The sequence below is a fragment of the Pantoea sp. M_9 genome (genome assembly GCF_008631385.1).
Taxonomy (GTDB): Bacteria; Pseudomonadota; Gammaproteobacteria; order Enterobacterales; family Enterobacteriaceae; genus Pantoea; species Pantoea eucrina.
On the sequence record NZ_VWUF01000003.1, the window covers coordinates 288,255 to 313,814 of the forward strand.

Annotated in this window: 26 protein-coding genes and 1 other annotated feature; of the genes, 18 read left to right on the forward strand and 8 right to left on the reverse strand. The window is 56.8% G+C overall.

What is annotated here, in order from left to right; genetic code table 11:
- Positions 1–366: 366 nt before the first annotated feature.
- The 6 genes from F3I15_RS08200 to spy all read left to right on the forward strand — a co-directional run bounded on the left by F3I15_RS08200 (position 367) and on the right by spy (position 7,221).
- Complete coding sequence (locus F3I15_RS08200) at positions 367–1,587, forward strand: aspartate aminotransferase family protein (protein WP_150017404.1); 1,221 nt, start codon at positions 367–369, stop codon at positions 1,585–1,587.
- The gene (gene astA / locus F3I15_RS08205; protein WP_150017405.1) at positions 1,584–2,615 is read left to right on the forward strand and encodes an arginine N-succinyltransferase; all 1,032 of its coding nucleotides are present in this window, start codon (positions 1,584–1,586) and stop codon (positions 2,613–2,615) included. Before F3I15_RS08200 ends, astA begins: the two co-directional genes overlap by 4 nt.
- The gene (gene astD, locus F3I15_RS08210; RefSeq protein ID WP_150017406.1) at positions 2,612–4,090 is read left to right on the forward strand and encodes a succinylglutamate-semialdehyde dehydrogenase; all 1,479 of its coding nucleotides are present in this window, start codon (positions 2,612–2,614) and stop codon (positions 4,088–4,090) included. Before astA ends, astD begins: the two co-directional genes overlap by 4 nt.
- Positions 4,077–5,405, forward strand: a complete 1,329-nt coding sequence (astB, locus tag F3I15_RS08215; RefSeq protein ID WP_150017407.1) for an N-succinylarginine dihydrolase — start codon at positions 4,077–4,079, stop codon at positions 5,403–5,405. Before astD ends, astB begins: the two co-directional genes overlap by 14 nt.
- A gap of 26 nt (positions 5,406–5,431) precedes the next feature.
- Positions 5,432–6,421 (forward strand): succinylglutamate desuccinylase, encoded by a 990-nt coding sequence (gene astE, locus F3I15_RS08220; RefSeq protein ID WP_150017408.1) that lies wholly within the window; start codon positions 5,432–5,434, stop codon positions 6,419–6,421.
- 308 nt (positions 6,422–6,729) lie between these two features.
- On the forward strand, positions 6,730–7,221 hold the full coding sequence (gene spy, locus F3I15_RS08225; protein ID WP_150017409.1) for an ATP-independent periplasmic protein-refolding chaperone Spy: 492 nt from the start codon (positions 6,730–6,732) through the stop codon (positions 7,219–7,221).
- Positions 7,222–7,302: 81 nt separating this feature from the next.
- Here the strand turns inward: spy and cho are convergent, their stop codons facing one another.
- The 3 genes from cho to F3I15_RS08240 all read right to left on the reverse strand — a co-directional run bounded on the left by cho (position 7,303) and on the right by F3I15_RS08240 (position 10,410).
- Entirely contained in the window at positions 7,303–8,163 is an 861-nt protein-coding gene (gene cho / locus F3I15_RS08230; RefSeq protein WP_150017410.1) for an excinuclease Cho, read from the reverse strand.
- Positions 8,164–8,274: 111 nt separating this feature from the next.
- Entirely contained in the window at positions 8,275–9,102 is an 828-nt protein-coding gene (gene nadE / locus F3I15_RS08235; protein WP_150017411.1) for an ammonia-dependent NAD(+) synthetase, read from the reverse strand.
- 117 nt (positions 9,103–9,219) lie between these two features.
- Positions 9,220–10,410 carry a multidrug effflux MFS transporter gene (locus tag F3I15_RS08240; protein ID WP_150017412.1) on the reverse strand — a complete coding sequence of 397 codons (1,191 nt, stop codon included), beginning with the start codon at positions 10,408–10,410 and terminating at the stop codon, positions 9,220–9,222.
- 181 nt (positions 10,411–10,591) lie between these two features.
- On the opposite strand from F3I15_RS08240, the gene osmE reads away from it, so the two are divergent.
- Positions 10,592–10,927, forward strand: coding sequence for an osmotically-inducible lipoprotein OsmE (gene osmE, locus F3I15_RS08245; protein ID WP_150017413.1), 336 nt, complete (start codon positions 10,592–10,594; stop codon positions 10,925–10,927).
- A gap of 65 nt (positions 10,928–10,992) precedes the next feature.
- Here osmE and F3I15_RS08250 read toward each other — a convergent pair whose 3' ends face one another.
- The 3 genes from F3I15_RS08250 to hxpB form a co-directional block, all read right to left on the reverse strand.
- Positions 10,993–12,384 carry an L-cystine transporter gene (locus F3I15_RS08250; protein WP_071668767.1) on the reverse strand — a complete coding sequence of 464 codons (1,392 nt, stop codon included), beginning with the start codon at positions 12,382–12,384 and terminating at the stop codon, positions 10,993–10,995.
- Between the two features lie 157 nt (positions 12,385–12,541).
- Positions 12,542–13,129, reverse strand: coding sequence for a metal-dependent hydrolase (locus F3I15_RS08255; RefSeq protein ID WP_150017414.1), 588 nt, complete (start codon positions 13,127–13,129; stop codon positions 12,542–12,544).
- A gap of 140 nt (positions 13,130–13,269) precedes the next feature.
- Positions 13,270–13,938 carry a hexitol phosphatase HxpB gene (hxpB, locus tag F3I15_RS08260; protein WP_150017415.1) on the reverse strand — a complete coding sequence of 223 codons (669 nt, stop codon included), beginning with the start codon at positions 13,936–13,938 and terminating at the stop codon, positions 13,270–13,272.
- 145 nt (positions 13,939–14,083) lie between these two features.
- On the opposite strand from hxpB, the gene F3I15_RS08265 reads away from it, so the two are divergent.
- Positions 14,084–14,620 (forward strand): YniB family protein, encoded by a 537-nt coding sequence (locus tag F3I15_RS08265; protein ID WP_150017416.1) that lies wholly within the window; start codon positions 14,084–14,086, stop codon positions 14,618–14,620.
- A 4-nt stretch (positions 14,621–14,624) separates the two neighbouring features.
- Here F3I15_RS08265 and F3I15_RS08270 read toward each other — a convergent pair whose 3' ends face one another.
- Both F3I15_RS08270 and ghoS read right to left on the reverse strand, forming a co-directional pair.
- Complete coding sequence (locus tag F3I15_RS08270) at positions 14,625–15,518, reverse strand: fructosamine kinase family protein (protein ID WP_150017417.1); 894 nt, start codon at positions 15,516–15,518, stop codon at positions 14,625–14,627.
- A gap of 76 nt (positions 15,519–15,594) precedes the next feature.
- The gene (gene ghoS, locus F3I15_RS08275; protein ID WP_150017418.1) at positions 15,595–15,885 is read right to left on the reverse strand and encodes a type V toxin-antitoxin system endoribonuclease antitoxin GhoS; all 291 of its coding nucleotides are present in this window, start codon (positions 15,883–15,885) and stop codon (positions 15,595–15,597) included.
- A 315-nt stretch (positions 15,886–16,200) separates the two neighbouring features.
- Here ghoS and F3I15_RS08280 point away from each other — a divergent pair, with 315 nt between their 5' ends.
- The 10 genes from F3I15_RS08280 to btuC all read left to right on the forward strand — a co-directional run bounded on the left by F3I15_RS08280 (position 16,201) and on the right by btuC (position 25,539).
- Positions 16,201–16,962 carry a YdiY family protein gene (locus F3I15_RS08280; protein ID WP_150017419.1) on the forward strand — a complete coding sequence of 254 codons (762 nt, stop codon included), beginning with the start codon at positions 16,201–16,203 and terminating at the stop codon, positions 16,960–16,962.
- Between the two features lie 241 nt (positions 16,963–17,203).
- Positions 17,204–19,132 (forward strand): threonine--tRNA ligase, encoded by a 1,929-nt coding sequence (gene thrS, locus F3I15_RS08285; RefSeq protein WP_039384058.1) that lies wholly within the window; start codon positions 17,204–17,206, stop codon positions 19,130–19,132.
- 4 nt (positions 19,133–19,136) lie between these two features.
- Positions 19,137–19,688, forward strand: a complete 552-nt coding sequence (infC, locus tag F3I15_RS08290; protein WP_039384061.1) for a translation initiation factor IF-3 — start codon at positions 19,137–19,139, stop codon at positions 19,686–19,688.
- Between the two features lie 98 nt (positions 19,689–19,786).
- Positions 19,787–19,984: a 50S ribosomal protein L35 gene (gene rpmI / locus F3I15_RS08295; protein ID WP_010275699.1), complete on the forward strand. Its 198-nt coding sequence runs from the start codon at positions 19,787–19,789 to the stop codon at positions 19,982–19,984.
- A gap of 85 nt (positions 19,985–20,069) precedes the next feature.
- Positions 20,070–20,426: a 50S ribosomal protein L20 gene (gene rplT, locus F3I15_RS08300; RefSeq protein ID WP_039384062.1), complete on the forward strand. Its 357-nt coding sequence runs from the start codon at positions 20,070–20,072 to the stop codon at positions 20,424–20,426.
- 116 nt (positions 20,427–20,542) lie between these two features.
- Positions 20,543–20,668, forward strand: a sequence feature (Phe leader region).
- On the forward strand, positions 20,548–20,592 hold the full coding sequence (gene pheM, locus F3I15_RS18210) for a pheST operon leader peptide PheM (protein WP_139074214.1): 45 nt from the start codon (positions 20,548–20,550) through the stop codon (positions 20,590–20,592). (Overlaps the previous feature by 45 nt.)
- 70 nt (positions 20,669–20,738) lie before the next feature.
- Complete coding sequence (gene pheS, locus F3I15_RS08315; RefSeq protein WP_150017420.1) at positions 20,739–21,722, forward strand: phenylalanine--tRNA ligase subunit alpha; 984 nt, start codon at positions 20,739–20,741, stop codon at positions 21,720–21,722.
- Between the two features lie 14 nt (positions 21,723–21,736).
- Positions 21,737–24,124 (forward strand): phenylalanine--tRNA ligase subunit beta, encoded by a 2,388-nt coding sequence (gene pheT / locus F3I15_RS08320; protein WP_150017421.1) that lies wholly within the window; start codon positions 21,737–21,739, stop codon positions 24,122–24,124.
- A 4-nt stretch (positions 24,125–24,128) separates the two neighbouring features.
- Positions 24,129–24,431 carry an integration host factor subunit alpha gene (gene ihfA / locus F3I15_RS08325; RefSeq protein ID WP_021506246.1) on the forward strand — a complete coding sequence of 101 codons (303 nt, stop codon included), beginning with the start codon at positions 24,129–24,131 and terminating at the stop codon, positions 24,429–24,431.
- Between the two features lie 124 nt (positions 24,432–24,555).
- Positions 24,556–25,539 carry a vitamin B12 ABC transporter permease BtuC gene (btuC, locus tag F3I15_RS08330; protein WP_150017422.1) on the forward strand — a complete coding sequence of 328 codons (984 nt, stop codon included), beginning with the start codon at positions 24,556–24,558 and terminating at the stop codon, positions 25,537–25,539.
- Positions 25,540–25,560: the final 21 nt, after the last annotated feature.

Here is a 25,560-nt window from a genome sequence, read left to right on the forward strand (position 1 = left end):
CCCGGGCGCGAAAGCGCTTTTTCGCACCACGATAGCGCGTGCTGCGCTGCCAGCGCGCGCCACCTGCCCTGTTATGGCGAAATATTTGCTGTGCGATCACAAAAGCAATATTTCCTTCCATAAATGCATAAATCCGCTAAATAATTTGCTGCCTTAGCGGCGGCGCAACCATAATATTCACTTTTTATGCAAAATAAGTGAATATCACCCTGACGTAACCCATTGAAATTTCGTTGCTGACTCCCTTTTATGCATTATGCCCTCTGGCTGGCACGCTTGCTGCACCTTATAGTCGGGCTGCTGATTACGCACTCTTAACAATTCTAAAACAATAGCTTCACCCGGGGTGAGGCAGGAGATCCGGCTATGTCACTGCAGGTTACACGTCACGATTTTGATCAATGGATGATGCCGGTCTATGCACCCGCAACTTTTGTGCCGGTACGGGCTGAAGGATCGCGGTTGTGGGATCAACAGGGCAAAGAGTATATCGATTTTGCTGGCGGGATCGCAGTGAATGCGCTGGGCCATGCACACCCGGCGCTGCAGCAGGCGCTGACAGAGCAGGCGGCAAAGCTGTGGCATACCGGCAATGGCTATACCAACGAGCCGGTATTGCGGCTGGCAAAGCAGCTGATTGATGCCACCTTTGCCGATCGCGTTTTCTTCTGCAACTCCGGCGCTGAGGCGAATGAAGCTGCGCTTAAGCTGGCGCGCAAAGTGGCGCACGACCGTTTCGGCGATCAAAAAAGCGGCATTGTGGCATTCACCAACGCTTTTCATGGCCGCACCCTGTTTACGGTGTCGGCTGGCGGCCAGCCCGCCTATTCGCGCGACTTTGCACCGCTGCCGCCGGCCATTCAGCATGCGCAGTTTAATAACCTGGAATCGGCCGCCGCGCTGATTAACGACAGCACCTGCGCCGTGATTGTTGAGCCGATTCAGGGCGAGGGCGGCGTATTGCCTGCCGATGTAGCCTTCCTGCGCGGCCTGCGGGAGCTGTGCGATCGCCATCAAGCGCTGCTGATTTTTGATGAAGTGCAGAGCGGTGTGGGACGCACCGGATCGCTTTACGCCTATATGCACTATGGCGTTACGCCGGATGTACTGAGTACCGCAAAAGCGCTGGGCGGCGGCTTCCCGATTGGTGCCATGCTGACGCGTGAGGATCTGGCGCAGGTGATGGGGGTGGGCACACATGGTACGACCTATGGCGGTAACCCGCTGGCAGGCGCGGTAGCGGGTAAAGTGCTGGAGCTGGTCAACCAGCCCGCTTTCCTCGCTGGCGTGACCGAGCGGCATCAGTGGTTTGTTGATCAGCTTCAGGCGATTAACCAGCGACTGCCGGTGTTTAAAACCATCCGCGGCCTCGGGCTGCTGATTGGGGCTGTGCTCAACGACGATTTCGCCGGAAAAGCCAAACAGTTCAACCTGACGGCCGCCGAAGAGGGCGTGATGGTCCTGATTGCCGGTGCCAGCGTCGTGCGCTTTGCGCCCGCGCTAAACATCAGCCAGGAGGAGGTGCAGCAGGGGCTGGCACGCTTTGAGCGCGCCTGTGAACGTATTCTCAGAGGAGCCACATCATGATGGTGATCCGCCCGGTTGAACATGATGACCTGGCGCAGCTGCTCCTGCTGGCGGGCAAAACCGGCGGCGGGCTTACCTCGCTGCCGGAAGACAGCGCCACGCTGCAGGCGCGTATTGAGCGTTCACTGCTGACCTGGCAGGGGGCGCTGCCGCGCGCTGAACAGGGTTACGTCTTTGTGCTGGCCGACAGTGACGATAACCGGGCCGTGGGGATCTGCGCGATTGAAGTGGCGGTCGGGTTGCAGGAGCCGTGGTACAACTTCCGGGTTGGCACGCAGGTACACGCCTCCAGAGAGCTGAACGTGTATGCCAGTCTGCCGGTGCTGTCGCTCAGCAACGATCACACCGGCAGCAGCGAGCTCTGTACGCTGTTTCTCGATCCCGACTACCGCGACGGCAGAAACGGCTATTTACTCTCTAAATCACGCTTTCTTTTTATGGCGAACTTCCGCGATCGCTTTATGCGCAACGTAGTGGCAGAGATGCGCGGCGTCAGCGATGACAGCGGCCATTCTCCTTTCTGGGAGAGCGTGGGCAGCCATTTCTTCTCTATGCCCTTTCGCCAGGCTGATTTTCTTAGCGGTACCGGTCAGAAAGCGTTTATCGCAGAACTGATGCCAAAACATCCGCTCTATATTCACTATCTCAGTGAGGCGGCGCAGCGCGTCATTGGTGAAGTACACCCGAAAACGGCGCCGGCGCGCGCGGTGCTGGAAGCGGAAGGTTTTCGCTATCAGAACTATGTCGACATCTTTGATGGTGGCCCGACGCTGGAGTGTGAAATTGATCGTATCCGGGCCATTCGCAAAAGTACGCTGCTGCCGGCAGGCGCCGGTGATGCGCAGGCGCACTGGCCGCTCTGCCTGGTCGCTAACAGCAACTATCAGCAGTTTCGTGCCACGCTGCTGCCGGTCGATATCGCCGCCGGTCACGTCTGTCTCAGTGAGAGCCAGCGTCAGGCGCTGTGCTGTGAATATGGTGATGCGCTACGGGTTGTAACACTCTGCCGTGAGGAGAAACAGGCATGACGCACTTTATTAATAATCAGTGGCTGCGCGGCGACGGTGACGCCTTCACGAAAGCCGATCCGGTCTCCGGTGACCAGCTGTGGCAGGGCAATGCCGCCTCTGCGGCTCAGGTCAGCGCCGCCTGTGCGGCCGCCCGCGCCGCCTTCCCGCACTGGGCGCGCCTGCCGTTTACGACACGTCAGGCAGGGATTGAAACCTTTGCCGCGCTGCTGGAGCAGCATAAGGTGGAGCTGGCGGAGATCATCTCTCAGGAAACCGGTAAGCCGCGCTGGGAGACGCTGACGGAAGTGCAGGCGATGATCAATAAAATTGCCATTTCAGTAAAAGCGTATCACGCCCGTACCGGCGAACAGCAAACGGGTGAAAGCGCACTGCGCCACCGTCCGCACGGCGTACTGGCGGTGTTTGGTCCCTATAATTTTCCGGGACATCTGCCAAATGGCCACATTGTGCCCGCGCTACTGGCAGGAAACTGCGTGGTGTTTAAGCCGAGCGAGCTGACGCCGCTGACTGCGGAACGCACCGTGCAGCTCTGGCAGCAGGCAGCGCTCCCGGCGGGGGTGATCAATATGGTGCAGGGCGGACGGGAAAGCGGCCAGGCGCTGGCACAGGCAGAGCAGATTGACGGCGTCCTGTTTACCGGCAGCGCGGCTACCGGATATCACCTGCACCGGCAGTTTGCCGGCCAGCCGGAGAAGATGCTTGCGCTGGAGATGGGTGGTAATAATGCGCTGATTGTGGAGGATCCGGTGGATATCGATGGCGCCGTACATATCGCCATTCAGTCAGCGTTTATTTCTGCCGGGCAGCGCTGCACCTGCGCGCGTCGCCTGCTGGTAAAACGTGGCGCGGCGGGCGACGCGTTTCTGCAGCGGCTGGTGGCCGTCAGCGCCCGGCTGCAGCCCGCGGCGTGGAATGCGGAGCCACAGCCATTTATGGGCAGCGTCATTTCGCCTGCTGCCGCCGGACAGATCTATCAGGCGTGGCAGCAGCGCGTGGCGCTGGGCGGGGAAGTGCTGCTGAATATGCAGTGGCCGGATCGCCAGCGCGCACTGATTACGCCAGGCATTATTGATATGACCCACGTCAGTGCGCTGCCGGATGAAGAGGTGTTCGGACCGCTGCTGCAAATCATCCGTTATGACGACTACAGTGAGGCGATTACGCTGGCTAACGCCACGCGCTATGGCCTCTCATGCGGTCTGATCTCACCGCAGCGGGCGCAGTTTGATCAGCTGCTGCTGGAGGCGCGCGCCGGTATTGTCAACTGGAACAAGCCGCTTACCGGTGCGGCCAGCACCGCGCCGTTTGGCGGCATTGGCGCCTCCGGCAACCACCGCGCCAGCGCCTGGTACGCAGCGGATTACTGCGCCTGGCCGATGGCAACCCTGGAGAGCAGCAGCCTGGCCCTGCCCGATACACTCTCGCCGGGTCTTGATTTCTCTGCTCAGGGAGCGCGCCATGAACGCAGCTGAAGTCAATTTTGATGGCCTGGTTGGCCTGACGCACCACTACGCAGGCCTCTCATTTGGTAATGAGGCGTCAACCCGCAATCAGCTGCAGCCCTCTAATCCCAGGCTGGCGGTGCTGCAGGGACTGCGCAAAATGAAAGCGCTGGCCGATCTCGGCTATCTGCAGGGTGTGATCCCGCCGCACGAGCGGCCTAATCTGCCGCTGCTGCGCCAGCTCGGTTTTCACGGCAGTGACGCGCAGGTGCTGGCGCGCGCTGCGCAGCAGGCGCCGCAGCTGCTCTCAGCCGCCAGTTCAGCCTCGGCGATGTGGGTTGCTAACGCGGCCACCGTTTCGCCATCGGCGGACAGCGGTGACGGACGCGTTCATTTTACCGTTGCCAATCTGAATAATAAGTTTCACCGGTCCATTGAAGCCCCGGAAACGGCTGACCTGCTGCGGGCGATCTTTCGCGATCCGCAGCGCTTCTGCGTGCATGACGCGCTGCCTCAGGTGGCGCTGTTTGGTGATGAAGGAGCCGCGAATCACAATCGCTTCGGGGCGCGCTACGGCGACGCCGGCCTGCAGCTGTTTGTCTATGGGCGCGAAGGACAGCACGCCGGCATCACGCCGGAACGCTATCCGGCGCGCCAGACGCTGGAAGCGAGCAGGGCGGTCGCGCGTCTGCATCAGCTTGATGAGGCGCGCACGCTCTTCGTACAGCAGAATCCGGCGGTGATCGATCAGGGCGTTTTCCATAACGACGTGATTGCCGTCAGTAATCAGCAGGTGCTGTTCTGTCACGAAGAGGCTTTCGTCAATCAGCCTGCGTTGCTGGAGCAGCTTGCAGAGCGGGTGCCGGGGTTTACCGCCATCGTGGTGCCGCGCGCGCGCGTATCCGTCAGCGATGCGGTGGCGACCTATCTCTTCAACAGTCAGCTGCTGCAGCACCCCGATGGCGGTATGCGGCTGATACTGCCCGAAGAGGCACGACAGCATCCGGGCGTCTGGGCTTATCTGACGGAGCTGGCAGAGAGCGGCGGACCGATCCGCGAACTCACGGTGTTCGATCTGCGCGAAAGCATGTGCAACGGCGGCGGGCCAGCCTGTCTGCGCCTGCGGGTTGTATTGACGGCAGAGGAGCAGCGGGCGGTCAACCCGGCGGTAATGATGAACGAGCAGCTGTTTACGCAGCTCAGCCAGTGGGCAGAGCGTTACTATCGCGACTATCTCACGCAGGCAGATTTGGCCGATCCGGCGCTGCTGCAGGAGGGGCGCGACGCGCTGGATGCGCTGACGCAGCTGCTGAAGCTGGGCAGCGTCTACGCCTTTCAGCGCTGAGGCTGAGGCAGGATTAAGGAGAAAACATGCGCAGTTTTTTGCAGCAGACGCTGGCGGGCACGCCGCCTGCCGTCACGCAGGGAGAGACCGCTTATCTGCGCTGGCAGTGGCAGGCGGAAGGGATCCTCTCGCTGACGCCGCTGACGCACTGCGACCGGGCGCTGGTGCTGTCCGCCGGGATCCACGGCAATGAAACCGCGCCGGTGGAGATAGTGGAGCAGCTGCTGGCGCCGCTGCTTAGCGGAGAAAAACCGCTGGCAGTGCGGCTGCTGGTGATACTGGGTAATCCGGCGGCGCTGCGCAGCGGCCGTCGCTATCAGCAGTACGATCTTAACCGGCTGTTTGGTGGCCGCTGGCAGCGGGTCAGTGAAACCAGTGAAGCACAGCGCGCCCTGCAGCTTGAACAGGTGATGGAGTGCTTCTGGCGCAGCTGCCACAGGCAGACGTCGCGCTGGCATCTTGATCTGCATACCGCTATTCGCGGCTCTTATTATCCGCGCTTTGCCGTTATGCCCGCGAATGTGCGGCCATGGCCGGATACGTTTATGCAGTGGCTGGCCGCAGCTGAGCTGGAGGCGCTGGTTTTTCATCGTGCGCCGGGCGGCACCTTTACCCACTACAGCTGCGAGCATCATCACGCGGCGAGTTCGACGCTGGAACTGGGTAAGGCGCTGCCGTTTGGTGAAAACGACCTCACGCAGTTCAGGGCGGTGCAGCGGGCGCTTGCTGCGCTGCTGGAGGGAGAAACGTGGCCGCAGCCGCATATGCAGCCGCGGCGCTATCACGTTTCACAACAAATCACCCGTCAGGGGGAGGGGTTTACGCTGCATATGAGCGCGGACACGCTGAATTTCACCGCGTTTCCTCAGGGCACGCTGCTGGCAGAAGAGGGCGACACGCGCTATTACGTACAGCAGGCGCAGGAGTATGTGCTGTTTCCTAATCCGCAGGTGGCACCGGGATTACGCGCCGGGCTGATGCTGACGGAAGAGAACGCACAGAGGCCGGCGCAATAAACGGCTGCAGCATGGCTGATGCCTGATGGCGTCAGCCCGCTGACAGCGATCGCTTAACATTTTGCTTTCCCGGCGCGGGCAAACTCATTACACTCCTCCTTAATTCCTGCCATTTTCCCGCTATTGTCATACTTCCTTGCATTTTCTCACGTAATTCTTCGCAATCTCTCCACGATCGCGCGATATTTATCTTCTATGCTTTCAGGGCTTTACTCAGGTTCTGAGTAGTTGACGTTCAGCGTCGTATGCTTGTTTCCGAAGACGCGACACAGGCTGTCGTCATATAACTGACAAGAAAGGACAATATTATGCGTAAACTGACTTCTGTTTTTCTGGCTACCGCAATGGCACTGGGTGCCGCCAATATCGTCCACGCTGCGGCCGATAACCTGACGCCACCGCCGGCCGGTACTGAAAAGCCGATGCATAAGCCGATGCGCCATCACGGTATGGAGATGTTTAAAGGCATCACTCTGACCGATGCGCAGAAAACACAGATCCGCACCATCATGCAGGATGGCCATAAAGAGATGCAGCGTCCGTCGACGGAAGCACGCCGCGCGAACCATGCCATTATTGCCGCCGACAGCTTCGATCGCAGCAAAGCGGAAGCACAGGCTGAGAAGATGACTGCAAACGCCAAAGAGAATGCGGTACGCATGATGGAAACCCAGAACAAGATCTACAACGTACTGACGCCGGAACAGAAAAAGCAGTACAACGCCAATTTCGAAACGCGCCTGACGGAAAAAGCGCCACACGATGGTAAAATGCCACCACCGCCTGCTGACGGCGAGTAAGCACACCGTAACCGATCCGGATCAAGACCGCCGGCGCTGTTCAGGACAGAGTCCCGCCCTGAACAGCGTCGGCGGTTTTTTTTATAGCTCTATCAGCGGGAACTCGCCGGAAAGTAGCGGACGGCAGAGAATTTTATAGCCGTCGTGATCAAACCCCTGGCGCGCGCGCTGCAGCTGGCGCGCTTCCGCTTCAGTGGCGACGGAACCCAGCCAGAACCAGTGATCGATCACATGGATTTGTGTCATCTCAGCGCCGCGCTCCACCATGCCAACCGGGCCTTCCCACGGCCAGCACACTACGCGAAAGCGTTCCAGCCCCTCGCGGAGCCGCTGCTGGTGCGCTTCGACACTCTCTTTTCCGCAGCAGGCGCCGGCACAGCGCTTCAGCGCTGCGCGAAAGCAGCCGCGCCCCGGCCGCAGGCTCTCCAGCCCAAGCAGGCCGTGACAGAGCTGCAGCTCATCGGCCATGCTTTTGAGCTTCTCCAGCGCAGCAAAACGGCTGCGAAACAGCCCGTAGAGATCGGGTGAACGAGAGAAATCGACATCTTTTGCATAGACGACTTCCGGCGCGCCTTCTCCCAGCTGCAGTGAGCAGAGCTGACGATTTTTACGCAGGCGCTTATTAAATAACGGCTGCTGCGTTTTGATCATCTGCGCTTCCAGCAGCTGCGCGCCAATATCGCCGGCAGTAGGGATCCAGCTTACGCGCCGCGCCTGACGCAGCATGCTCGCTTCATCCGTGGTGCGAAAATGTGCCATCACCCGGCTGCGCAAATTAATGCTTTTGCCGATATAAAGAGGCAGATTTTCACTCTCGCCGTGAAAGGTATAGACGCCGGGCACTTTAGGCAGCCCTTCAAGCCACTGGCGCAGGTGTTCGGGATATTGATAGATTGCCGCCGCGTCAAAGTCGAGGCGATGGCTGATTGCTCGTCTGACCAAAGAATGCTCCGCTTACTGGTTTTGTATACAGTGTATCAGCGTGCTGCTTTTATCGCCAGTGGCAAGCGAGGCGCGACTCTCCCTCTGCAGAGAGAGAGTCGCAGGGAGGGGCTACTTTTTCCAGTAATCGTCAAACACCGTTACCGGCATACGGCGTTTATGTTCGGTTTTAGTGTACCAGCCCTCAATGATTTTCGCCGATTCGGCATCGATGGTTTTGCCTTCCAGATAATCATCGATTTGCTGATAGGTTACGCCAAGCGCCACCTCATCCTGCAGGCCAGGACGATCGTCTTCAAGATCGGCCGTGGGATGTTTCATCCAGAGGTGATCCGGGCAGCCCAGCGCCTTTAGCAGCTGTTTCCCCTGGCCTTTATTGAGGCGAAAAATCGGGTTCACGTCGCTGCCGCCATCGCCATACTTGGTATAAAAACCGGTCACCGCTTCCGCCGCGTGATCGGTGCCCAGCACGATACCTTTGGTCATGCCGGCGATGCTGTACTGCGCCTTCATGCGTTCGCGCGCCTTTTCATTACCGCGGACAAAATCTGACAGCGCAATACCCGCTTCCTGCAGTGCGCGCTCGCTCGCCAGCACCGCCTCTTTGATATTGACCACCAGGGTACGATCGGGCTGAATAAACGCCAGCGCATCCTGACAATCCTGCTCGTCGGCCTGTTTACCGTACGGCAGACGCACGGCAATAAAGGTGTACTCTTTATCGCCGGTCTCATGACGCAGCTCGCTGACCGCCGTCTGCGCCAGCTTACCGGTCAGCGTTGAGTCCTGCCCGCCGCTGATGCCCAGCACCAGCGTTTTCAGAAAAGGATGCGCTTTCAGGTACGCTTTCAGGAAATCGACGCTGACGCGGATCTCCTGCTGCGGATCGATAACGGGTTTAACACCAAGGGCCTGAATAATTTCCTGCTGCAGTGACATGAACCTCTCCTCAAGTCAGAAGCCTGACGGCATGATGCGTAACATCAGCTAAAGCTAACGCCTTGGCCGCAAAACAACAAGCCAAACGGCGATCGGCGCAGACGGTTTGCTGCTGAATCAGGCGCTTTCAGGCCGCTGCGCCAGCAGGATAAACATCAGGATCGCCAGCATAAAGCAGCCGAAAATCGTGGCGCTCATGCTGATAACCGAGGTCCCGCCCACGCCGCTAACCGGCACGCTGATGGCGCCCAGCGTAAACATGGTGACGCCGATAACCGCAGAAGCACTGCCGGCGCGATGTCCCTGACTCTGCATCGCCAGCGACGCGGCGGTAGTGGCTATCACACCATTACTGGCGATAGAGAAAAACAGCGCCACCAGAATAACCGGCAGGGCAGCGTCGCTCAGCGCGGCGGTCAGCAGCGTGGCGGAGGCGATAAATGCCAGCGTCAGCCCGCCCTTAAGCACCCGGTATTCGCCCCAGAGCGGGCAGAGTCGTGCGCTGGTCTGTGAGGCGATAATCAGGCCGCACCCGTTGGCCGCAAAGCAGAGGCTGAACGCCTGAGGTGAGAGGCCGTAGATCTGCTGCAGCACAAACGGCGAGGCGCCGATATACGCAAACATGCCTGACATCATAAAGCCCTGCGTCAGGCAAAAACCCATAAAGGGTCGATGCGTAACGACCTGGCCCAGCGCCGCCCAGGCGGAAAAAAGCGAGCCCTGGCTACGGCGTGCAGGCGGCAGCGTCTCATGCAGCTGCCAGCGCGCCAGCAGAATCAGCAGAATGGCGATCGCCGCCAGCACGATAAAAATGCCGCGCCAGCTCATGATTGTCATCAGCGCGCCGCCCAGCACCGGTGCCCCTACCGGTGCAAGGCCGTTGACCAGCATCAGCAGCGCAAAAAAACGTGTCAGCTCGTGTCCGCTATACATATCCCGGGCGATAGCGCGCGACAGCACGGCACCGCCAGCGCCGGCCAGCCCTTCAAACAGGCGGGCAATCAGTAGCGAATGGATATCTTTTGCCAGCGCGCAGCCGACAGAGGCAATAAACAGCAGCAGCAGCGACAGCAGCAGGGGCCGGATGCGGCCAAACTTATCGCTCATGGGACCAAACAGTAGCTGTCCCGCCCCGAGGCCCAGCAGGCCGGCGGTCAGACTGAGCTGAGCGGTGGAGGTCGGCGTGTGCAGATCGTGGGCCAGTTCAGGCAGCGCGGGGAGATAGAGGTCGATACAGAGCGGTCCGAGCGCCGCCAGGAGTCCGAGCGTGATAGCGTAAACCAGCCGGTTAGGGTGTGCAGATGTCATGGGGCCTCTGAGTCGGGTAAAAAGTTAACCGCGCGATTATACGGAGCAGGGCGCCGCAGCACAGCTTTTTTACCCCGGATATATTGCGATGAGCGCACCTAAAAGCTTCGCCACCGGGTTGATAAATCTGAATTTGTGTTCCAGGCTTATTCGGACATGGACAAAGTATGAGGAACAAAAAATGAATAAAGTGCTGGGATGTATCGCTGCCGCTATGACGCTGGCTGCTCTGTCTGGTTGTACCACTTACGATCGCGCGGAAAGTTATGTCACCAAACCGGTGGTAAAAGATGTTAAAAAAGGCATGACGCGTGAACAGGTGCGTCAGATTGCGGGTCCGGCTTCGACCGAAGTGACCATGGCGCACGCGCGCGGCACCTGCCAGACTTATGTTATCGGCGAGCGCGATGGCAAACTGCAGACCTATTTTGTCAGCTACAACGACACCGGTCGCGTGATGAACTACGGCTTCCAGAGCTGCAAAGAGTACGACACCGATCCGCAGGTTGCGCAGTAACGCTTTTTCGCAGAATAAAAAAGGGCCCGTCTGAGACGGGCCCTTTTTCATGCTGAAGTCAGCGCTTAGCGATGCGCCAGTTCGGCGTGCTCATCGCTCTCCAGAATTTTTTTGTCGGTCTGACCCAGCCAGCGGCTGGTCAGCGAACCGGCCGTCATTGAACCGTTCACGTTGAGCGCGGTACGGCCCATATCAATCAGCGGCTCAATGGAAATCAGCAGCGCGACCAGCGTCACCGGCAGCCCCATTGCCGGCAGCACAATCAGCGCAGCAAAGGTAGCACCGCCGCCCACACCGGCTACGCCAGCGGAACTCAGGGTAACGATCCCGACCAGCGTGGCGATCCAGACCGGATCAAACGGGTTGATGCCGACGGTAGGTGCAACCATCACGGCCAGCATTGTCGGATAGAGTCCGGCACAGCCGTTCTGACCGATTGTGGCACCGAAGGAGGCGGAAAAGCTGGCAATCGCTTCCGGCACGCCGAGACGGCGCGTCTGCGTTTCCACATTCAGCGGAATGCTGGCCGCGCTGGAGCGGCTGGTGAAAGCGAAGGTGATCACTGGCCATACCTTACGGAAGAAGCGCAGCGGATTGATGCCGTTGATCGACAGCAGCAGCGCATGCACGCCAAACATAATCGCAAGACCAAGATACGAGGCGAGTACAAAGCTGCCCAGCTTAACGATATCGTGCAGGTTAGAGCCGGCGACCACTTTGGTCATCAGCGCCAGTACGCCATATGGCGTCAGCTTCATGATCAGGCGCACCAGCTTCATCACCCAGGACTGCAGCGTATCAATCGCGGCCAGTACGCGTTCACCTTTCACTTTATCATCGCGCAGCAGATGCAGCGCAGCGACGCCGAGGAAAGCAGCAAAGATAACGACACTGATAATGGAGGTCGGGTTCGCGCCTGCCAGATCGGCAAACGGATTTTTAGGGATGAAAGAGAGCAGCAGCTGCGGCGTGCTGAGATCGGCGACTTTACCCGCATAGTTGCTCTGAATAGCATTCAGACGCGCGGTCTCCTGCGCACCCTGTACCAGACCTTCAGCGCTGAGGTGGAAGAGGCCGGTCACCATCACGCCGACCAGCGCGGAGATAGCCGTGGTAAACAGCAGTACCCCGATGGTCAGCACGCTGATTTTGCCCAGCGAGGAGGCGTTATGCAGACGCGCCACCGCGCTCAGTATTGAGGCGAATACCAGCGGCATAACAATCATCTGCAGCAGCTGTACATAGCCGTTACCGACCAGATTAAACCAGCCGATCGAATCCTTGACCACTGCGCTGTTTTCGCCATAAACCGCCTGAAGCGCCAGGCCAAACAGCACGCCCAGCACCAGGCCGGTCAGCACGCGCTTTGACAGGCTCCAGCTCTGGTTGCCAATGCGGTTAAGCAGCACCAGCAGAGCGGCAAAGACCACTATGTTAATAATAAGAGGGAAATCCATACTTAACTCCAGAAAGATGCCGCCCTGCAAAGTGCAGGCGGCATAGCGTAACGTAAATTTCTATCAGAGAATGTCAGGGATGTTAGCAGTACAATGAAGTGCAGCCTTATACCCAAAAAGTATGGATTATAACTTTTCGTTTGATATAGCGTGCTTTTTAGCCATTTAGCGGGTTAATTAGCCGGTTTACGCTGGATTGCAGCGTATCAAACAGCTGCTGCGGCCAGCCGTTTGCACCAAAAGCAGGCATACCAGCCGGAAACCAGAGTGCTGCAACCACCAGTCCCAGACAAAGCATCCGCTCCAGCTGATTACCGCTCTGGCTTCTGAGAATGGGCAGGCGAAAGCGCCAGCGGCAGGGCCACAGCAGTGGAACGCCTGCCGGCGTCAGCATGTCAGCAACGATATGGCTCAGGTAGCCCAGCGTCAGTCCCTGCAGCACATCCGCCGGCAGAAACCAGTCTGCCGGCACGTTCACTTTAAACAGCCACAGGCTGATAGCCACTGCCAGCAAACTGTGGGTAAAACCGCGATGTCCAAACGCCCGCGCGATGGGCTGAGAGAGCCAGCGAAAACGCTGGCCCAGCGTGGATCGGGGGTGGTCGATATCCGGCAGCAGGCAGGTCAGCAGCGTAGCGGGCACCAGATGCCACCAGTCCGCCGCAGCCAGAACCGGTGTCAGCTCAGCACGCTTGGCAAAAATAGCGCTGGCGATAGCAAAAATTATATGGCCTTCGGCCGTCATGATTAAATCCGGATACAAAACTGTCAATGCATCCAGTATAGGGATTTATCCAGTAAATGAGAACGGTGACGCTGTAACGAACAGTGAATTATTTTCGCGCTGGCTGCCTGCTATATCAGACAGCGCCAAACACTATGCGGTCAGTCAGACAGATGCTCTGCGCGTAACTCTGTCAGGCTCGGCAGCTGCACATCTGCCAGTGCCCAGCGGGCATCCGCGTAATGTGCAGCTGCAGGCACTACGATAGAACGCATGCGCGCCGCTTTACAGGCGATCATGCCGTTAAACGAGTCTTCCAGCGCTACACAGTTAAGCGGGTCGATATCAAGCGCCGCTGCCGCATTCAGATAGACCTGCGGGTGAGGTTTGCTCAGCGGCAGCACTTCAGCCGAGGCGAGGGCAGAAAAGAAGGGCCGCAGCCGGAACATCTCCAGCACCCGCTCCAGCATGGCCAGCGGCGAAGCGGAAGCGAGCGCAATCCGCAGCCCCTGCTGCTGACAGAGTTGCAGCGCCTGACTGACGCCGGGCAGCAGCGGCTGCTGCGCTTCGATTAGCGATAGCGTGCGGTCGATAATACGCGCCGTGACGTCGGCCTGAGTCGCACCCTGCCACGGCTGTGCCTCATACCACATGCGTACGGTCTGATCGATGCGCAGGCCAAGCGTGTCAGGCAGCTCCGCGCGACGACTGACGTCAACGCCAAGGCTTGCCAGCACCTCCATCTCAGCCTGATCCCACAGCGGCTCAGAATCAATCAGTAAACCATCCATATCAAAAATAGCGGCGTACACCGGACGACGATAGCGCATGACAATATCCTTTTTAGCGGTTTGCGCCACCTTATCACGCCAGAGAATGAAAACCAGCACGCGACAGGTAACGCATTTTTCAGGAAAAAATCGCCGACTGCAGGTAGACTTAGGGCAAAATAATTATCTGTATAGGGAAGTCTGCATGACATACCAACAGGCTGGCCAAATCGCCATCCTTAAGCGCGTGGCTGGCTGGATCATTTTCATTCCGGCACTGCTGTCGACAATTGTTTCCATGCTCGGTTATTTATATCAGCACAGCGTAAAGCAGCCCGGACTGGATGCCGTATTACTGGATTTTATCCATGTCATGGTGGACATGCTTAAATTTAATACGTCGTTTCTCAATCCGTTCTGGCACAACTCGCCGGTGCCCGATTTTCACGGCGGGGCAAATATCGGTTTCTGGATTGTTTATGCGCTGATTTTCATCGGCATGGCTTTACAGGCATCGGGTGCGCGCATGTGGCGCCAGTCGCGGCATGTTAAAGAAGGCATTGAAGATCAGCTGATTCTGGAGCAGGCAAAGAGCAGCGAAGGCCGCACGCGCGCGCAGCTTGAGGAAAAAATTCGCGTCCCGCACCACACTATTCTGCTGCAGATTTTTCCGCTCTATATCCTGCCAGTGATTATTGCTGTTGCCGGCTACTTTTTACTGACGCTGCTGGGCATGCTTTAAATCATCAGGCCGGTCGGGCCCGATCCTGCGCCAGTTTGTCGTCGCTGAGCAGCTGACTGACGGCAAACTGCGCCTCCTCCTGCCACTGGCCGGAAAAAACGTTCGCGCGGTTCAGCAGGTAATAGAGCTGATACACAGGCTGACGTTGTGAGAATCCCTCGGCCAGCGGCCACTCTGCGTGATAGCCCTGCATGATCTCACGCGGCAGCTCATGATGATAACTCAGCATCGCCAGGTCGCACTCGCGGTCGCCCCAGTAGCAGGCAGGATCGAAAATCCATGGCCCGCTGCTGCTATCTGCACAGTTGGCGGGCCAGAGATCGCCATGCAGCAGCGAAGGTTGCGGATGATGATGAGCCAGCGCCTGCTGAACGCTGTCAATAATCTGATTCATGTCACCATAGGTTACACCGCGTTCCGCTGCCAGCTGCAGTTGCCAGCCGATACGCTGCTCCGCAAAAAACAGCGACCAGCGCCGCAGCCAGCTATTGGGCTGCAGGGTAGTGGTAATATTATTATCGAAATCGAGTCCAAACTGACGCTGCTCACTCCATTGATGCAGGCGCGCCAGCTGCTGCCCGAGCTGATAACCCGCTTCCGCGCTGAGCGGCTGCGGCGGAATATATTCCAGCAGCAGAAAACTGGCGTCGCGCGTGCTGCCGACGCCGTAGACGGCCGGCACCCGGACTGTCTGCGTGCGCGCCAGTAAACTGAGCTGATCGGCCTCCCAGCGGAACAGATCCAGCCGGTCATGGGTGTTGCACTTGACGAAGACATCCAGATCGCCATAGCGGATACGCCAGGCGGGATGGATATCCCCGCCGGGCAGGGATTGGCGCTGCGTAATCTCTGCTGGCTGAGTCTGTTCGCTTAACAGGCGGCTAATGGCTGACCACATGGCAGGCTCCTCGTTAATCGCGTTATCGCTGCAATTACAGTGCGCAAAAAAAAGCAAAACCAGTCTTGCCGGCGTATCAGGCAGGGTTCTGCAAAAATTGCTGCAGCGTTGTGACCTTTGTCTGCGGAGACTGATGTAACGCAACCTCTGCGATACGCGCTGCCTGCTCTGAAACCGCTTCAGGGGCCAGCGTACTGACAATGCCGAAGCTGTTGGTTCCCAGTTCATGCGGATGCCCATCAGCATCGTGCAGGGTGGTGCTAAATCCGCTATTGACCATAGCACTGGTCAGCGACTGCAGGTCGCCCAGTCCCGACTCCTGATAGTGAAAAGTGACAACGTAACTCGTAACGTCCAGCGTGCTCATTTTCTCACCTCACTGTAACCAAACAGATTTCAGCGTAGTTCACCACGCCCCTCAGAGCGAATTTTGTTCAGTTGCGGCGTAAAGCTGTGTCAGCAGCGATAAAATTCATAGTGGTTGCGGGCTGTTATTTCTCTGAACGGCACCTATAATGCGCGCCGTTAGTGAACGCGTCTGCAGTGTATAAGCTGGCTGGTACAGGTAACAGCCTGAGGCTGTCTCATAATTTTTTACAAAACTTACAGTAAATTGCATTGATTGCCGGTAAAAACGCTGCAGACTCACCTGTTTTTAAATTGCCGCACGGATCACCCCTTAATGAAAGTTCTTAATAAGCTGTCCGCTATTTTCCTGCTCTCTGCCGGAGCATTTTGTCACCAGGCTTTTGCTGATAATGCTGTTTTTACCTCAATGGATGATCCTTCAACGGCCAAACAGCCGTTTGAGGGCAGCGCATCAGCCGGTTACCTGGCGCAGACCGGTAACACCACCAGCTCTTCGCTGACGGCCTCAACCAGCATGACCTGGTATCAGACCTCAACGGCTTACAGCCTGTGGGGCAACGCGGCCAACACCTCATCCAACGATGAGCGTTCATCTGAAACCTACAATATCGGTGGCCGCAGCCGCTACAACATGAACAGCGCTGATTATCTGTTTGGTCAGGCCAGCTGGCTGAGCGATCGTCTGAATGGTTATGATTCCCGCGACGTGCTGACGGCCGGTTATGGTCGCCAGCTCCTCAACGGTCCGGTGCACTCTCTGCGCGCGGAATTTGGTCCGGGCGTACGCTACGACGACTTCCACGACGGCGGGCATGAGACCAAAGCGCTGGGCTATGGTGCAGTCAGCTATCAGTGGCAGCTGACGGATACCACGAAATTCATTCAGGGCGTATCCGTGCTGAGCAGCTTCGGCGAAGATACTACGGTGAACTCAGAAACGGCCCTGCAGGTCGCCATCAATGAGCACTTTGCGCTGAAGATGGGCTACAACGTGACCTGGAACAACAACCCGCCGGAGTCTGCGCCCGATCGTACCGATACTAAAACCACGATTCAGCTCTCCTACGCAATGTAACTGCCATATCAGAAAACCGCCGTCCGGCTCAGGCTGCACGGCGGTTTTTTTTCGTGTTTGCTTAGACTTAGCCAGCAGGGCGGGTTTTGCTGCAGGGTGAAAGCTGTTATCATATTGGCCGCTTTATGCGCCCGGCGTCATTCCGACAATGTGGGTCTGACATCACGCCGGGTACACACACCAAACACAGTGTTGCATGTAGGCTTTCGTGTGGCTTACCACTGCAATTTAAGGATATAAAATGCCAGTAATTACTCTTCCTGACGGCAGCCAGCGCGTTTTTGACCACCCGGTCAGCGTAATGGATATTGCGCTGGATATTGGTCCCGGCCTGGCGAAAGCCTGTATCGCCGGTCGCGTAAACGGTGAGCTGGTGGATGCGGTTGATCCCATCACCGACGACGCTCAGGTAGCAATCATCACAGCAAAAGATGAAGCGGGTCTGGAAATTATCCGTCACTCCTGCGCGCACCTGCTGGGTCATGCTATTAAACAGCTGTGGCCTGATACCAAGATGGCGATTGGCCCGGTCATCGATAACGGCTTCTATTATGATGTCGATCTCGACCACACGCTGACGCAGGAAGATCTGGAACAGCTGGAAAAGCGTATGCACCAGCTGGCTGAAACCAATTACAACGTGGTAAAGAAAAAAGTCAGCTGGCAGGAAGCGCGCGACGTCTTTGCTGCGCGTGGCGAAAGCTATAAAACCACAATCCTTGATGAGAATATCAGTCACGACGATCGTCCTGGCCTCTATCATCATGAAGAGTATGTGGATATGTGCCGCGGTCCGCATGTGCCGAACATGCGCTTCTGCCACCATTTTAAGCTGCAGAAAATTGCAGGCGCCTACTGGCGCGGCAACAGCGATAACAAAATGCTGCAGCGTATTTACGGCACGGCCTGGGCAGACAAGAAGCAGCTGTCAGCCTATCTGCAGCGCCTGGAAGAGGCAGCAAAGCGCGATCATCGCAAAATTGGTAAACAGCTCGATCTCTACCATATGCAGGAAGAGGCGCCGGGCATGGTGTTCTGGCACAATGACGGCTGGACGATTTTCCGCGAGCTGGAAGTTTTTGTCCGTACCAAACTGAAAGAGTATGATTACCAGGAAGTAAAAGGTCCGTTTATGATGGACCGCGTGCTGTGGGAAAAAACCGGCCACTGGGAAAACTACAAAGAGGCGATGTTTACTACCTCTTCAGAAAACCGCGAATATTGCATTAAACCGATGAACTGCCCGGGTCACGTGCAGATCTTCAATCAGGGCCTGAAGTCCTATCGCGATCTGCCGCTGCGTATGGCAGAGTTCGGTAGCTGCCACCGTAACGAGCCATCGGGTGCGCTCCATGGTCTGATGCGTGTACGCGGCTTTACGCAGGATGATGCTCATGTATTCTGTACTGAAGATCAGGTGCGCGACGAAGTAAACAGCTGTATTCGTATGGTGTACGACATGTACAGCACGTTCGGTTTTGAAAAAATCGTCGTGAAGCTCTCTACCCGTCCGGAAAAACGCATTGGTACTGATGAGATGTGGGATCGCGCAGAGGTTGACCTGGCCGAAGCATTGAAAGAGAATGATATCCCCTTTGAGTATCAGCCGGGTGAAGGGGCATTCTACGGCCCGAAAATCGAGTTCACCCTGTATGATTGTCTCGATCGTGCCTGGCAGTGTGGTACGGTTCAGCTAGACTTTTCTCTGCCAAAACGTCTTGATGCCACCTATGTGGGTGAAAACAACGACCGTCAGACACCGGTGATGATTCACCGTGCGATTCTGGGCTCTATGGAGCGTTTTATCGGTATTCTGACTGAAGAGTTCGCTGGTTTCTTCCCGAGCTGGCTGGCACCGGTACAGGCTGTAGTGATGAATATCACTGACAGTCAGGCAGAATATGTCAGTGAACTGACAAAGAAACTGCAAAATGCTGGCATTCGTGTCAAAGCAGACTTGAGAAACGAGAAGATAGGCTTTAAAATCCGCGAGCACACATTGCGTCGCGTCCCTTATATGCTGGTTTGCGGTGAGAAAGAGGTGGAAGCAGGCAAAGTTGCCGTGCGCACCCGCCGTGGTAAAGACCTCGGGAGCATGGACGTAGATGTGTTTGTTGAGAAGCTGCAACAAGAGATTCGCAGCCGACATCTTCACCAATTAGAGGAATAAGGTTATTAAAGGCGGAAAACGAGTACAACCGACGCGTCCAAACCGTATTAACGGCGAAATCCGAGCCACCGAAGTGCGCCTCACTGGCGTTGACGGCGAGCAACTTGGCATTGTCTCTCTACGCGAAGCGATTGAGAAAGCTGAAGAAGCTGGCGTAGATTTAGTTGAAATCAGCCCGAACGCCGAACCGCCGGTATGCCGTATTATGGATTACGGCAAGTTCCTTTATGAAAAGAGTAAGTCTTCTAAGGAACAGAAGAAGAAGCAGAAAGTTATCCAGGTTAAGGAAATTAAATTCCGTCCTGGTACCGATGATGGCGACTATCAGGTAAAACTCCGCAGCCTGATGCGCTTTCTGGAAGAGGGCGATAAAGCCAAAATCACGCTGCGTTTCCGCGGTCGTGAGATGGCGCACCAGCAGATCGGTATGGAAGTGCTTAACCGCGTCCGTAAAGATCTGTGTGAAGATATCGATCTGGCAGTGGTCGAGTCCTTCCCTTCGAAGATCGAAGGCCGCCAGATGATTATGGTGCTCGCACCTAAGAAGAAACAGTAGGCTTTCAAGTAATGATGCCGCGCAGCGTTCGCGCTGTGCGGGATTTATTCGCCTGTCTGGTTCATTTTTTTAACAATGCGAAGTGGATATTTGTAAAAATGCCAAAGATTAAAACTGTACGTGGCGCGGCTAAGCGCTTCAAGAAGACCGCCTCTGGCGGCTTCAAGCGTAAGCACGCAAACCTGCGTCATATTCTGACCAAAAAGTCTACCAAGCGTAAACGTCACCTGCGTCCAAAAGGCCTGGTGTCTAAAGGCGATCTGGGTCTGGTTATTGCCTGCCTGCCGTACGCATAAGTAAATTTTTTTAATTCGCCTGTCGCGCTGTAAGGCTTATCACCAGCAGAGCACCGGCAAAACAGAATATGATTAAGGAGAGCTCATGGCTCGCGTAAAACGTGGTGTAATTGCTCGCGCACGTCACAAAAAAATCTTAAAACAAGCTAAAGGCTACTACGGTGCACGTTCACGTGTTTACCGCGTTGCTTTCCAGGCTGTTATCAAAGCTGGTCAGTATGCTTACCGCGACCGTCGTCAGCGTAAGCGTCAGTTCCGTCAGCTGTGGATCGCGCGTATCAACGCAGCGGCGCGTCAGAACGGTATGTCTTACAGCCGTTTCATCAATGGCCTGAAAAAAGCGTCCATTGAGATTGACCGTAAAATCCTGGCTGACATCGCTGTATTCGACAAAGCAGCCTTTGCTGCTCTGGTAGAAAAAGCGAAATCAGCTCTGGCGTAAGTCAGGTAAAAAAGGGAGCTTGCTCCCTTTTTTATTACCTGCAACTCACGCAAAAGATTGACATTTTCGCCGCCGGGCATTTCAATAGGGCGGTTTTTAATTTTCTCAAGGTAATGCAAGCATGCACGCTGCTCTTTTCCGTTTCTTTTTTTACTTTAGCGCCTGAACATCAGGGGCTTGTGCGCATAAGAAAAGAAACGAAAAATCGCGCTGAAAGCCTCCCTCGTGGAGGCTTTTTTGTTTCTGGCGAGACTTAATCGGATCCCGGATCCCAACAAGAACTGACCAGCCCGGCTGGAAGAAGAGGAAATCATGTCCCAACTCGCAGACCTGGTGGCCCGTGCCACGGCCGCCATCGACGAGGCGTCGGATATCGCCGCTCTGGACGCTGTACGCGTCGAATTTCTGGGTAAAAAAGGGCACCTTACCCTGCAGATGACCACCCTGCGTGAACTGCCGGCTGAAGAGCGCCCGGCGGCAGGTGCGGTGATTAACGAAGCAAAACAGCAGGTACAGGATCATCTTAACGCCCGTAAAAATACGCTGGAGAGCGCGGCGCTGAATGCGCGCCTGGCGGCAGAAACGATTGATGTCTCACTGCCCGGACGCCGCAGCGAAAATGGCGGTCTGCATCCGGTAACGCGTACCATCGACCGTATCGAAAACTTTTTCGGCGAGCTGGGTTTCGCCGTGGTGACCGGACCGGAAATTGAAGATGACTATCATAACTTCGACGCGCTGAATATTCCGGGTCACCACCCGGCTCGCGCCGATCATGACACCTTCTGGTTTGATGCCACGCGCCTGCTGCGTACGCAGACTTCAGGCGTGCAGATCCGCACCATGAAAAACCAGCAGCCGCCTATCCGCATTATCGCGCCGGGCCGCGTTTACCGTAATGATTACGATCAGACCCACACGCCGATGTTCCACCAGATGGAAGGCCTGATTGTCGATAAAGGCATCAGCTTTACCAACCTGAAAGGAACGCTGCACGATTTCCTGAACAACTTCTTTGAAGAGAATCTGCAGATCCGCTTCCGCCCGAGCTACTTCCCCTTTACTGAACCTTCAGCGGAAGTGGATGTAATGGGCAAAAATGGCAAATGGCTGGAAGTACTGGGCTGCGGCATGGTGCATCCGAATGTACTGCGTAACGTCGGCATCGATCCGGAAGTTTACTCCGGCTTCGCCTTTGGTATGGGCATGGAACGTCTGACCATGCTGCGCTATGGCGTCAGCGATCTGCGTGCTTTCTTCGAAAATGATTTACGTTTCCTCAAACAATTTAAATAAGGGCAGGTTATCCAATGAAATTCAGTGAACTCTGGTTACGCGAATGGGTAAATCCAGCCCTGGACAGCGCTGCGCTGTCTGAACAGATCACCATGGCGGGCCTTGAGGTTGATGGTGTTGACCCCGTTGCCGGCGCGTTTCATGGCGTAGTGGTGGGTGAAGTGGTGGAGTGCGGCCAGCACCCGAACGCGGATAAACTGCGCGTAACCAAAATTAATGTCGGCGGCGATCGCCTGCTGGATATCGTCTGCGGCGCGCCTAACTGCCGCCAGGGGCTGAAAGTGGCAGTGGCTACCGTGGGTGCCGTACTGCCGGGTGACTTCAAAATCAAAGCGGCCAAACTGCGCGGCGAGCCTTCTGAAGGCATGCTCTGCTCCTTCTCAGAGCTGGGTATTTCCGACGATCACAACGGTATTATCGAATTGCCAGCCGATGCGCCAGTAGGATGCGATATTCGTGACTACCTGAAGCTGGATGACAATACTATCGAGATCAGCGTGACGCCAAACCGTGCGGACTGCCTGAGCATCGCCGGCGTGGCGCGTGATGTGGCCGTGGTTAACGGACTGCCGCTGACGGCGCCTGCAGCAGAACCGGTTGCGGCGACCATTACTGATACATTCCCGATTCGCATTGATGCTACCGACGCCTGTCCGCGCTACCTGGGACGCGTAGTTAAAGGCATCAACGTCAAAGCTGAAACGCCGCTCTGGATGCGTGAGAAACTGCGCCGCTGCGGCATTCGCTCAATTGACCCGGTGGTCGATGTCACTAACTATGTTCTGCTTGAGCTGGGTCAGCCGATGCACGCCTTCGATCTCGACCGCATCAGCGGCGGCATTGTGGTACGTATGGCGCAGGAGAATGAGACGCTGACCCTGCTGGATGGCACCGAGGCAAAATTGCAGAGTGACACGCTGGTTATTGCCGATCATCAGCAGGCGCTGGCGATGGGTGGTATTTTTGGCGGTGAGCACTCAGGCGTAAATGAAGCAACGCGTAACGTGCTGTTTGAGTGCGCCTACTTCGATCCGCTGGCCATTACCGGCCGCGCACGCCGCCACGGATTGCATACTGATGCGTCACATCGCTATGAGCGTGGTGTCGATCCGGCGCTGCAGCATACAGCGATTGAACGCGCGACCCGCCTGCTGCTGGATATCTGCGGTGGTGAAGCCGGCCCGGTTATTGATCAGACCGATGACAGTAAACTGCCGCCGCGCGCCACGATTACGCTGCGCCGTACAAAACTCGATCGCCTGATTGGCCACGTTATTGCCGACGATCAGGTGACAGATATCCTGACCCGTCTCGGCTGCGAGGTGACGCAGGGCGAAGGCGAGTGGAAAGCGGTGGCACCGACCTGGCGTTTTGATATGGCGATTGAGGAAGATCTGGTTGAAGAGGTGGCCCGCGTCTACGGCTACAACAACATCCCTGATGTGCCGGTAAAAGCCAGCCTGATTATGACGCAGCATCGCGAAGCCAGCCTGTCACTGAAGCGGGCGAAAACGCTGCTGACGGACAAAGGCTACCAGGAAGCGATCACCTACAGCTTTGTCGATCCTAAAGTGCAGCAGCTGCTGCATCCGGGGGAAGAGGCGCTTATCCTGCCAAGCCCTATCTCCAGCGATATGTCAGCGATGCGCCTGTCACTCTGGACCGGTCTGCTCAGCGCAGTAGTTTATAACCAGAATCGCCAGCAGGGGCGTGTGCGCCTGTTTGAGAGCGGTCTGCGCTTTGTACCTGATACACAGGCCGATCTCGGCATTCGCCAGGATCTTATGCTGGCGGGCGTAATCAGCGGTCATCGTGACGAAGAGCACTGGGATCTGGCGCGTCAGCCGGTTGACTTCTATGATTTGAAAGGCGATTTAGAGTCGCTGCTGGAATTAACCGGCAAATCTGAAGCGATTTCATTCCGCGCGGCTGCCAATCCGGCGCTGCATCCCGGACAAACAGCGGCTATCTGGCTGGACAATGAACAAATCGGATTTATCGGGGTGGTTCACCCGGAGCTGGAACGCAAGCTGGATCTCAACGGTCGTACCTTAGTGTTTGAACTGCTTTGGAATAAGGTTGCAGACCGCGTCCTGCCTGACGCGCGTGAGATTTCACGCTTCCCGGCTAACCGCCGTGATATCGCTGTTGTGGTGGCAGAAAACGTCCCTGCAGCAGATATCATCGCAGAGTGTAAGAAAGTTGGCGTAAATCAGGTAGTTGGCGTAAACTTGTTTGACGTGTACCGTGGTAAAGGCGTGAACGAAGGCGAAAAGAGCCTTGCGATTAGCCTGATTTTGCAGGATACCAGCCGGACACTCGAAGAAGAGGAGATTGCTGCGACCGTTGCCAGATGTGTAGCAGCATTAAAAGAGCGATTCCAGGCAACCTTGAGGGATTGAACCTATGGCGCTTACAAAAGCTGAAATGTCAGAATATCTGTTTGAAAAACTCGGGTTGAGCAAACGCGACGCCAAAGAGTTGGTCGAGCTTTTTTTCGAAGAAGTTCGCCGCGCGCTGGAAAATGGAGAACAGGTTAAGCTGTCCGGATTTGGTAACTTTGATCTGCGCGACAAAAACCAGCGTCCGGGCCGTAACCCGAAAACGGGAGAGGATATTCCTATCACCGCGCGCCGTGTGGTGACCTTCCGTCCGGGACAAAAGCTGAAAAGTCGCGTTGAAAACGCGTCACCGAAGGATGCTGACTGATTTCAGTATGATAAAAAGGCCGCTCAGCGGCCTTTTTTATTGCTGCGCCAGCCTGCAGGGGATAGCTTTCTTTTTGCCATAATCCCTCTACAATCGTGACATTCTCCTGTTTACTGCCTCGCTTATGACTCTGCTCGATCAACTTGCCCGCCAGACCGGTCGCCGCAGCCGGCGTACTCTGTTGCTGCTCGCCACGCTGCTGCTGCTGCTCAGCCTGTTCAGCCTGTGCGCCGGCGAGCGCTGGCTGCTGCCTGCCGAATGGTTTACCCCGCAGGGCGAGCTGTTTGTCTGGCAGATCCGTCTGCCGCGTACGCTGGCTGTTATTGCGACAGGCGCCGCGCTGGCGCTCTGCGGTACCGTTATGCAGGCGCTGTTTACGAATCCGCTGGCTGAGCCGGGACTGCTCGGCGTCTCTAACGGCGCCGGTGTGGGAGTGGTACTGGGCGTGCTGCTCGGCGGCGGCTCCCTGTGGAGTCTGGCGCTGGCGGCGATGGCTGGCGCCCTGACGATTACGCTGATCCTGCTGCATTTTGCCCATCGTCAGCTTGCCAGCAGTCGCTTACTGCTTACCGGTGTGGCGCTGGGTATTATCTGCAGCGCGGTGATGACATGGGCGGTCTACTTCAGTACCACGCTCGACCTGCGTCAGCTGATGTACTGGATGATGGGAGGCTTTGGCGGCGTTGACTGGCGCTATGGCTGGCTGATACTCAGCCTGATACCGGTAATCGCCGCGCTGCTGTGCAGTGCGCGCACGCTGAATCTGCTGGCGCTGGGCGAAACGTCTGCGCGGCAGCTCGGCTTACCGCTGCAGCTGTGGCGTAACCTGCTGGTACTGGCCATGGGCTGGCTGACAGGCGTCAGCGTGGCGCTGGCGGGGGCGATCGGCTTTATCGGGCTGGTTGTCCCGCATCTTTTGCGGTTAAGCGGCATCAGCGATCATCGCTATCTGCTGCCTGCAGCGGCACTGGCGGGGGCGGCAGTGCTGCTGGCGGCGGATATTCTTGCGCGGCTGCTGCTGACCTCTGCTGAGCTGCCGATAGGCGTGGTGACCGCGACGCTGGGCGCACCGCTGTTCATTCTGCTTTTAGTAAAATCTTCACGCTAGCTGCGGCTGGCGTTATCTGAC

Coding starts and splice junctions, on each gene's coding strand:
- F3I15_RS08200 (WP_150017404.1), top strand. CDS start 367: ATGTCACTGCAGGTTACACGTCACGATTTTGATCAATGGATGATGCCG.
- astA (WP_150017405.1), top strand. CDS start 1,584: ATGATGGTGATCCGCCCGGTTGAACATGATGACCTGGCGCAGCTGCTC.
- astD (WP_150017406.1), top strand. CDS start 2,612: ATGACGCACTTTATTAATAATCAGTGGCTGCGCGGCGACGGTGACGCC.
- astB (WP_150017407.1), top strand. CDS start 4,077: ATGAACGCAGCTGAAGTCAATTTTGATGGCCTGGTTGGCCTGACGCAC.
- astE (WP_150017408.1), top strand. CDS start 5,432: ATGCGCAGTTTTTTGCAGCAGACGCTGGCGGGCACGCCGCCTGCCGTC.
- spy (WP_150017409.1), top strand. CDS start 6,730: ATGCGTAAACTGACTTCTGTTTTTCTGGCTACCGCAATGGCACTGGGT.
- nadE (WP_150017411.1), bottom strand. CDS start 9,102: ATGTCACTGCAGCAGGAAATTATTCAGGCCCTTGGTGTTAAACCCGTT.
- F3I15_RS08240 (WP_150017412.1), bottom strand. CDS start 10,410: ATGACATCTGCACACCCTAACCGGCTGGTTTACGCTATCACGCTCGGA.
- osmE (WP_150017413.1), top strand. CDS start 10,592: ATGAATAAAGTGCTGGGATGTATCGCTGCCGCTATGACGCTGGCTGCT.
- F3I15_RS08250 (WP_071668767.1), bottom strand. CDS start 12,384: ATGGATTTCCCTCTTATTATTAACATAGTGGTCTTTGCCGCTCTGCTG.
- F3I15_RS08255 (WP_150017414.1), bottom strand. CDS start 13,129: ATGACGGCCGAAGGCCATATAATTTTTGCTATCGCCAGCGCTATTTTT.
- hxpB (WP_150017415.1), bottom strand. CDS start 13,938: ATGCGCTATCGTCGTCCGGTGTACGCCGCTATTTTTGATATGGATGGT.
- F3I15_RS08265 (WP_150017416.1), top strand. CDS start 14,084: ATGACATACCAACAGGCTGGCCAAATCGCCATCCTTAAGCGCGTGGCT.
- F3I15_RS08270 (WP_150017417.1), bottom strand. CDS start 15,518: ATGTGGTCAGCCATTAGCCGCCTGTTAAGCGAACAGACTCAGCCAGCA.
- ghoS (WP_150017418.1), bottom strand. CDS start 15,885: ATGAGCACGCTGGACGTTACGAGTTACGTTGTCACTTTTCACTATCAG.
- F3I15_RS08280 (WP_150017419.1), top strand. CDS start 16,201: ATGAAAGTTCTTAATAAGCTGTCCGCTATTTTCCTGCTCTCTGCCGGA.
- thrS (WP_039384058.1), top strand. CDS start 17,204: ATGCCAGTAATTACTCTTCCTGACGGCAGCCAGCGCGTTTTTGACCAC.
- rpmI (WP_010275699.1), top strand. CDS start 19,787: ATGCCAAAGATTAAAACTGTACGTGGCGCGGCTAAGCGCTTCAAGAAG.
- rplT (WP_039384062.1), top strand. CDS start 20,070: ATGGCTCGCGTAAAACGTGGTGTAATTGCTCGCGCACGTCACAAAAAA.
- pheS (WP_150017420.1), top strand. CDS start 20,739: ATGTCCCAACTCGCAGACCTGGTGGCCCGTGCCACGGCCGCCATCGAC.
- pheT (WP_150017421.1), top strand. CDS start 21,737: ATGAAATTCAGTGAACTCTGGTTACGCGAATGGGTAAATCCAGCCCTG.
- ihfA (WP_021506246.1), top strand. CDS start 24,129: ATGGCGCTTACAAAAGCTGAAATGTCAGAATATCTGTTTGAAAAACTC.
- btuC (WP_150017422.1), top strand. CDS start 24,556: ATGACTCTGCTCGATCAACTTGCCCGCCAGACCGGTCGCCGCAGCCGG.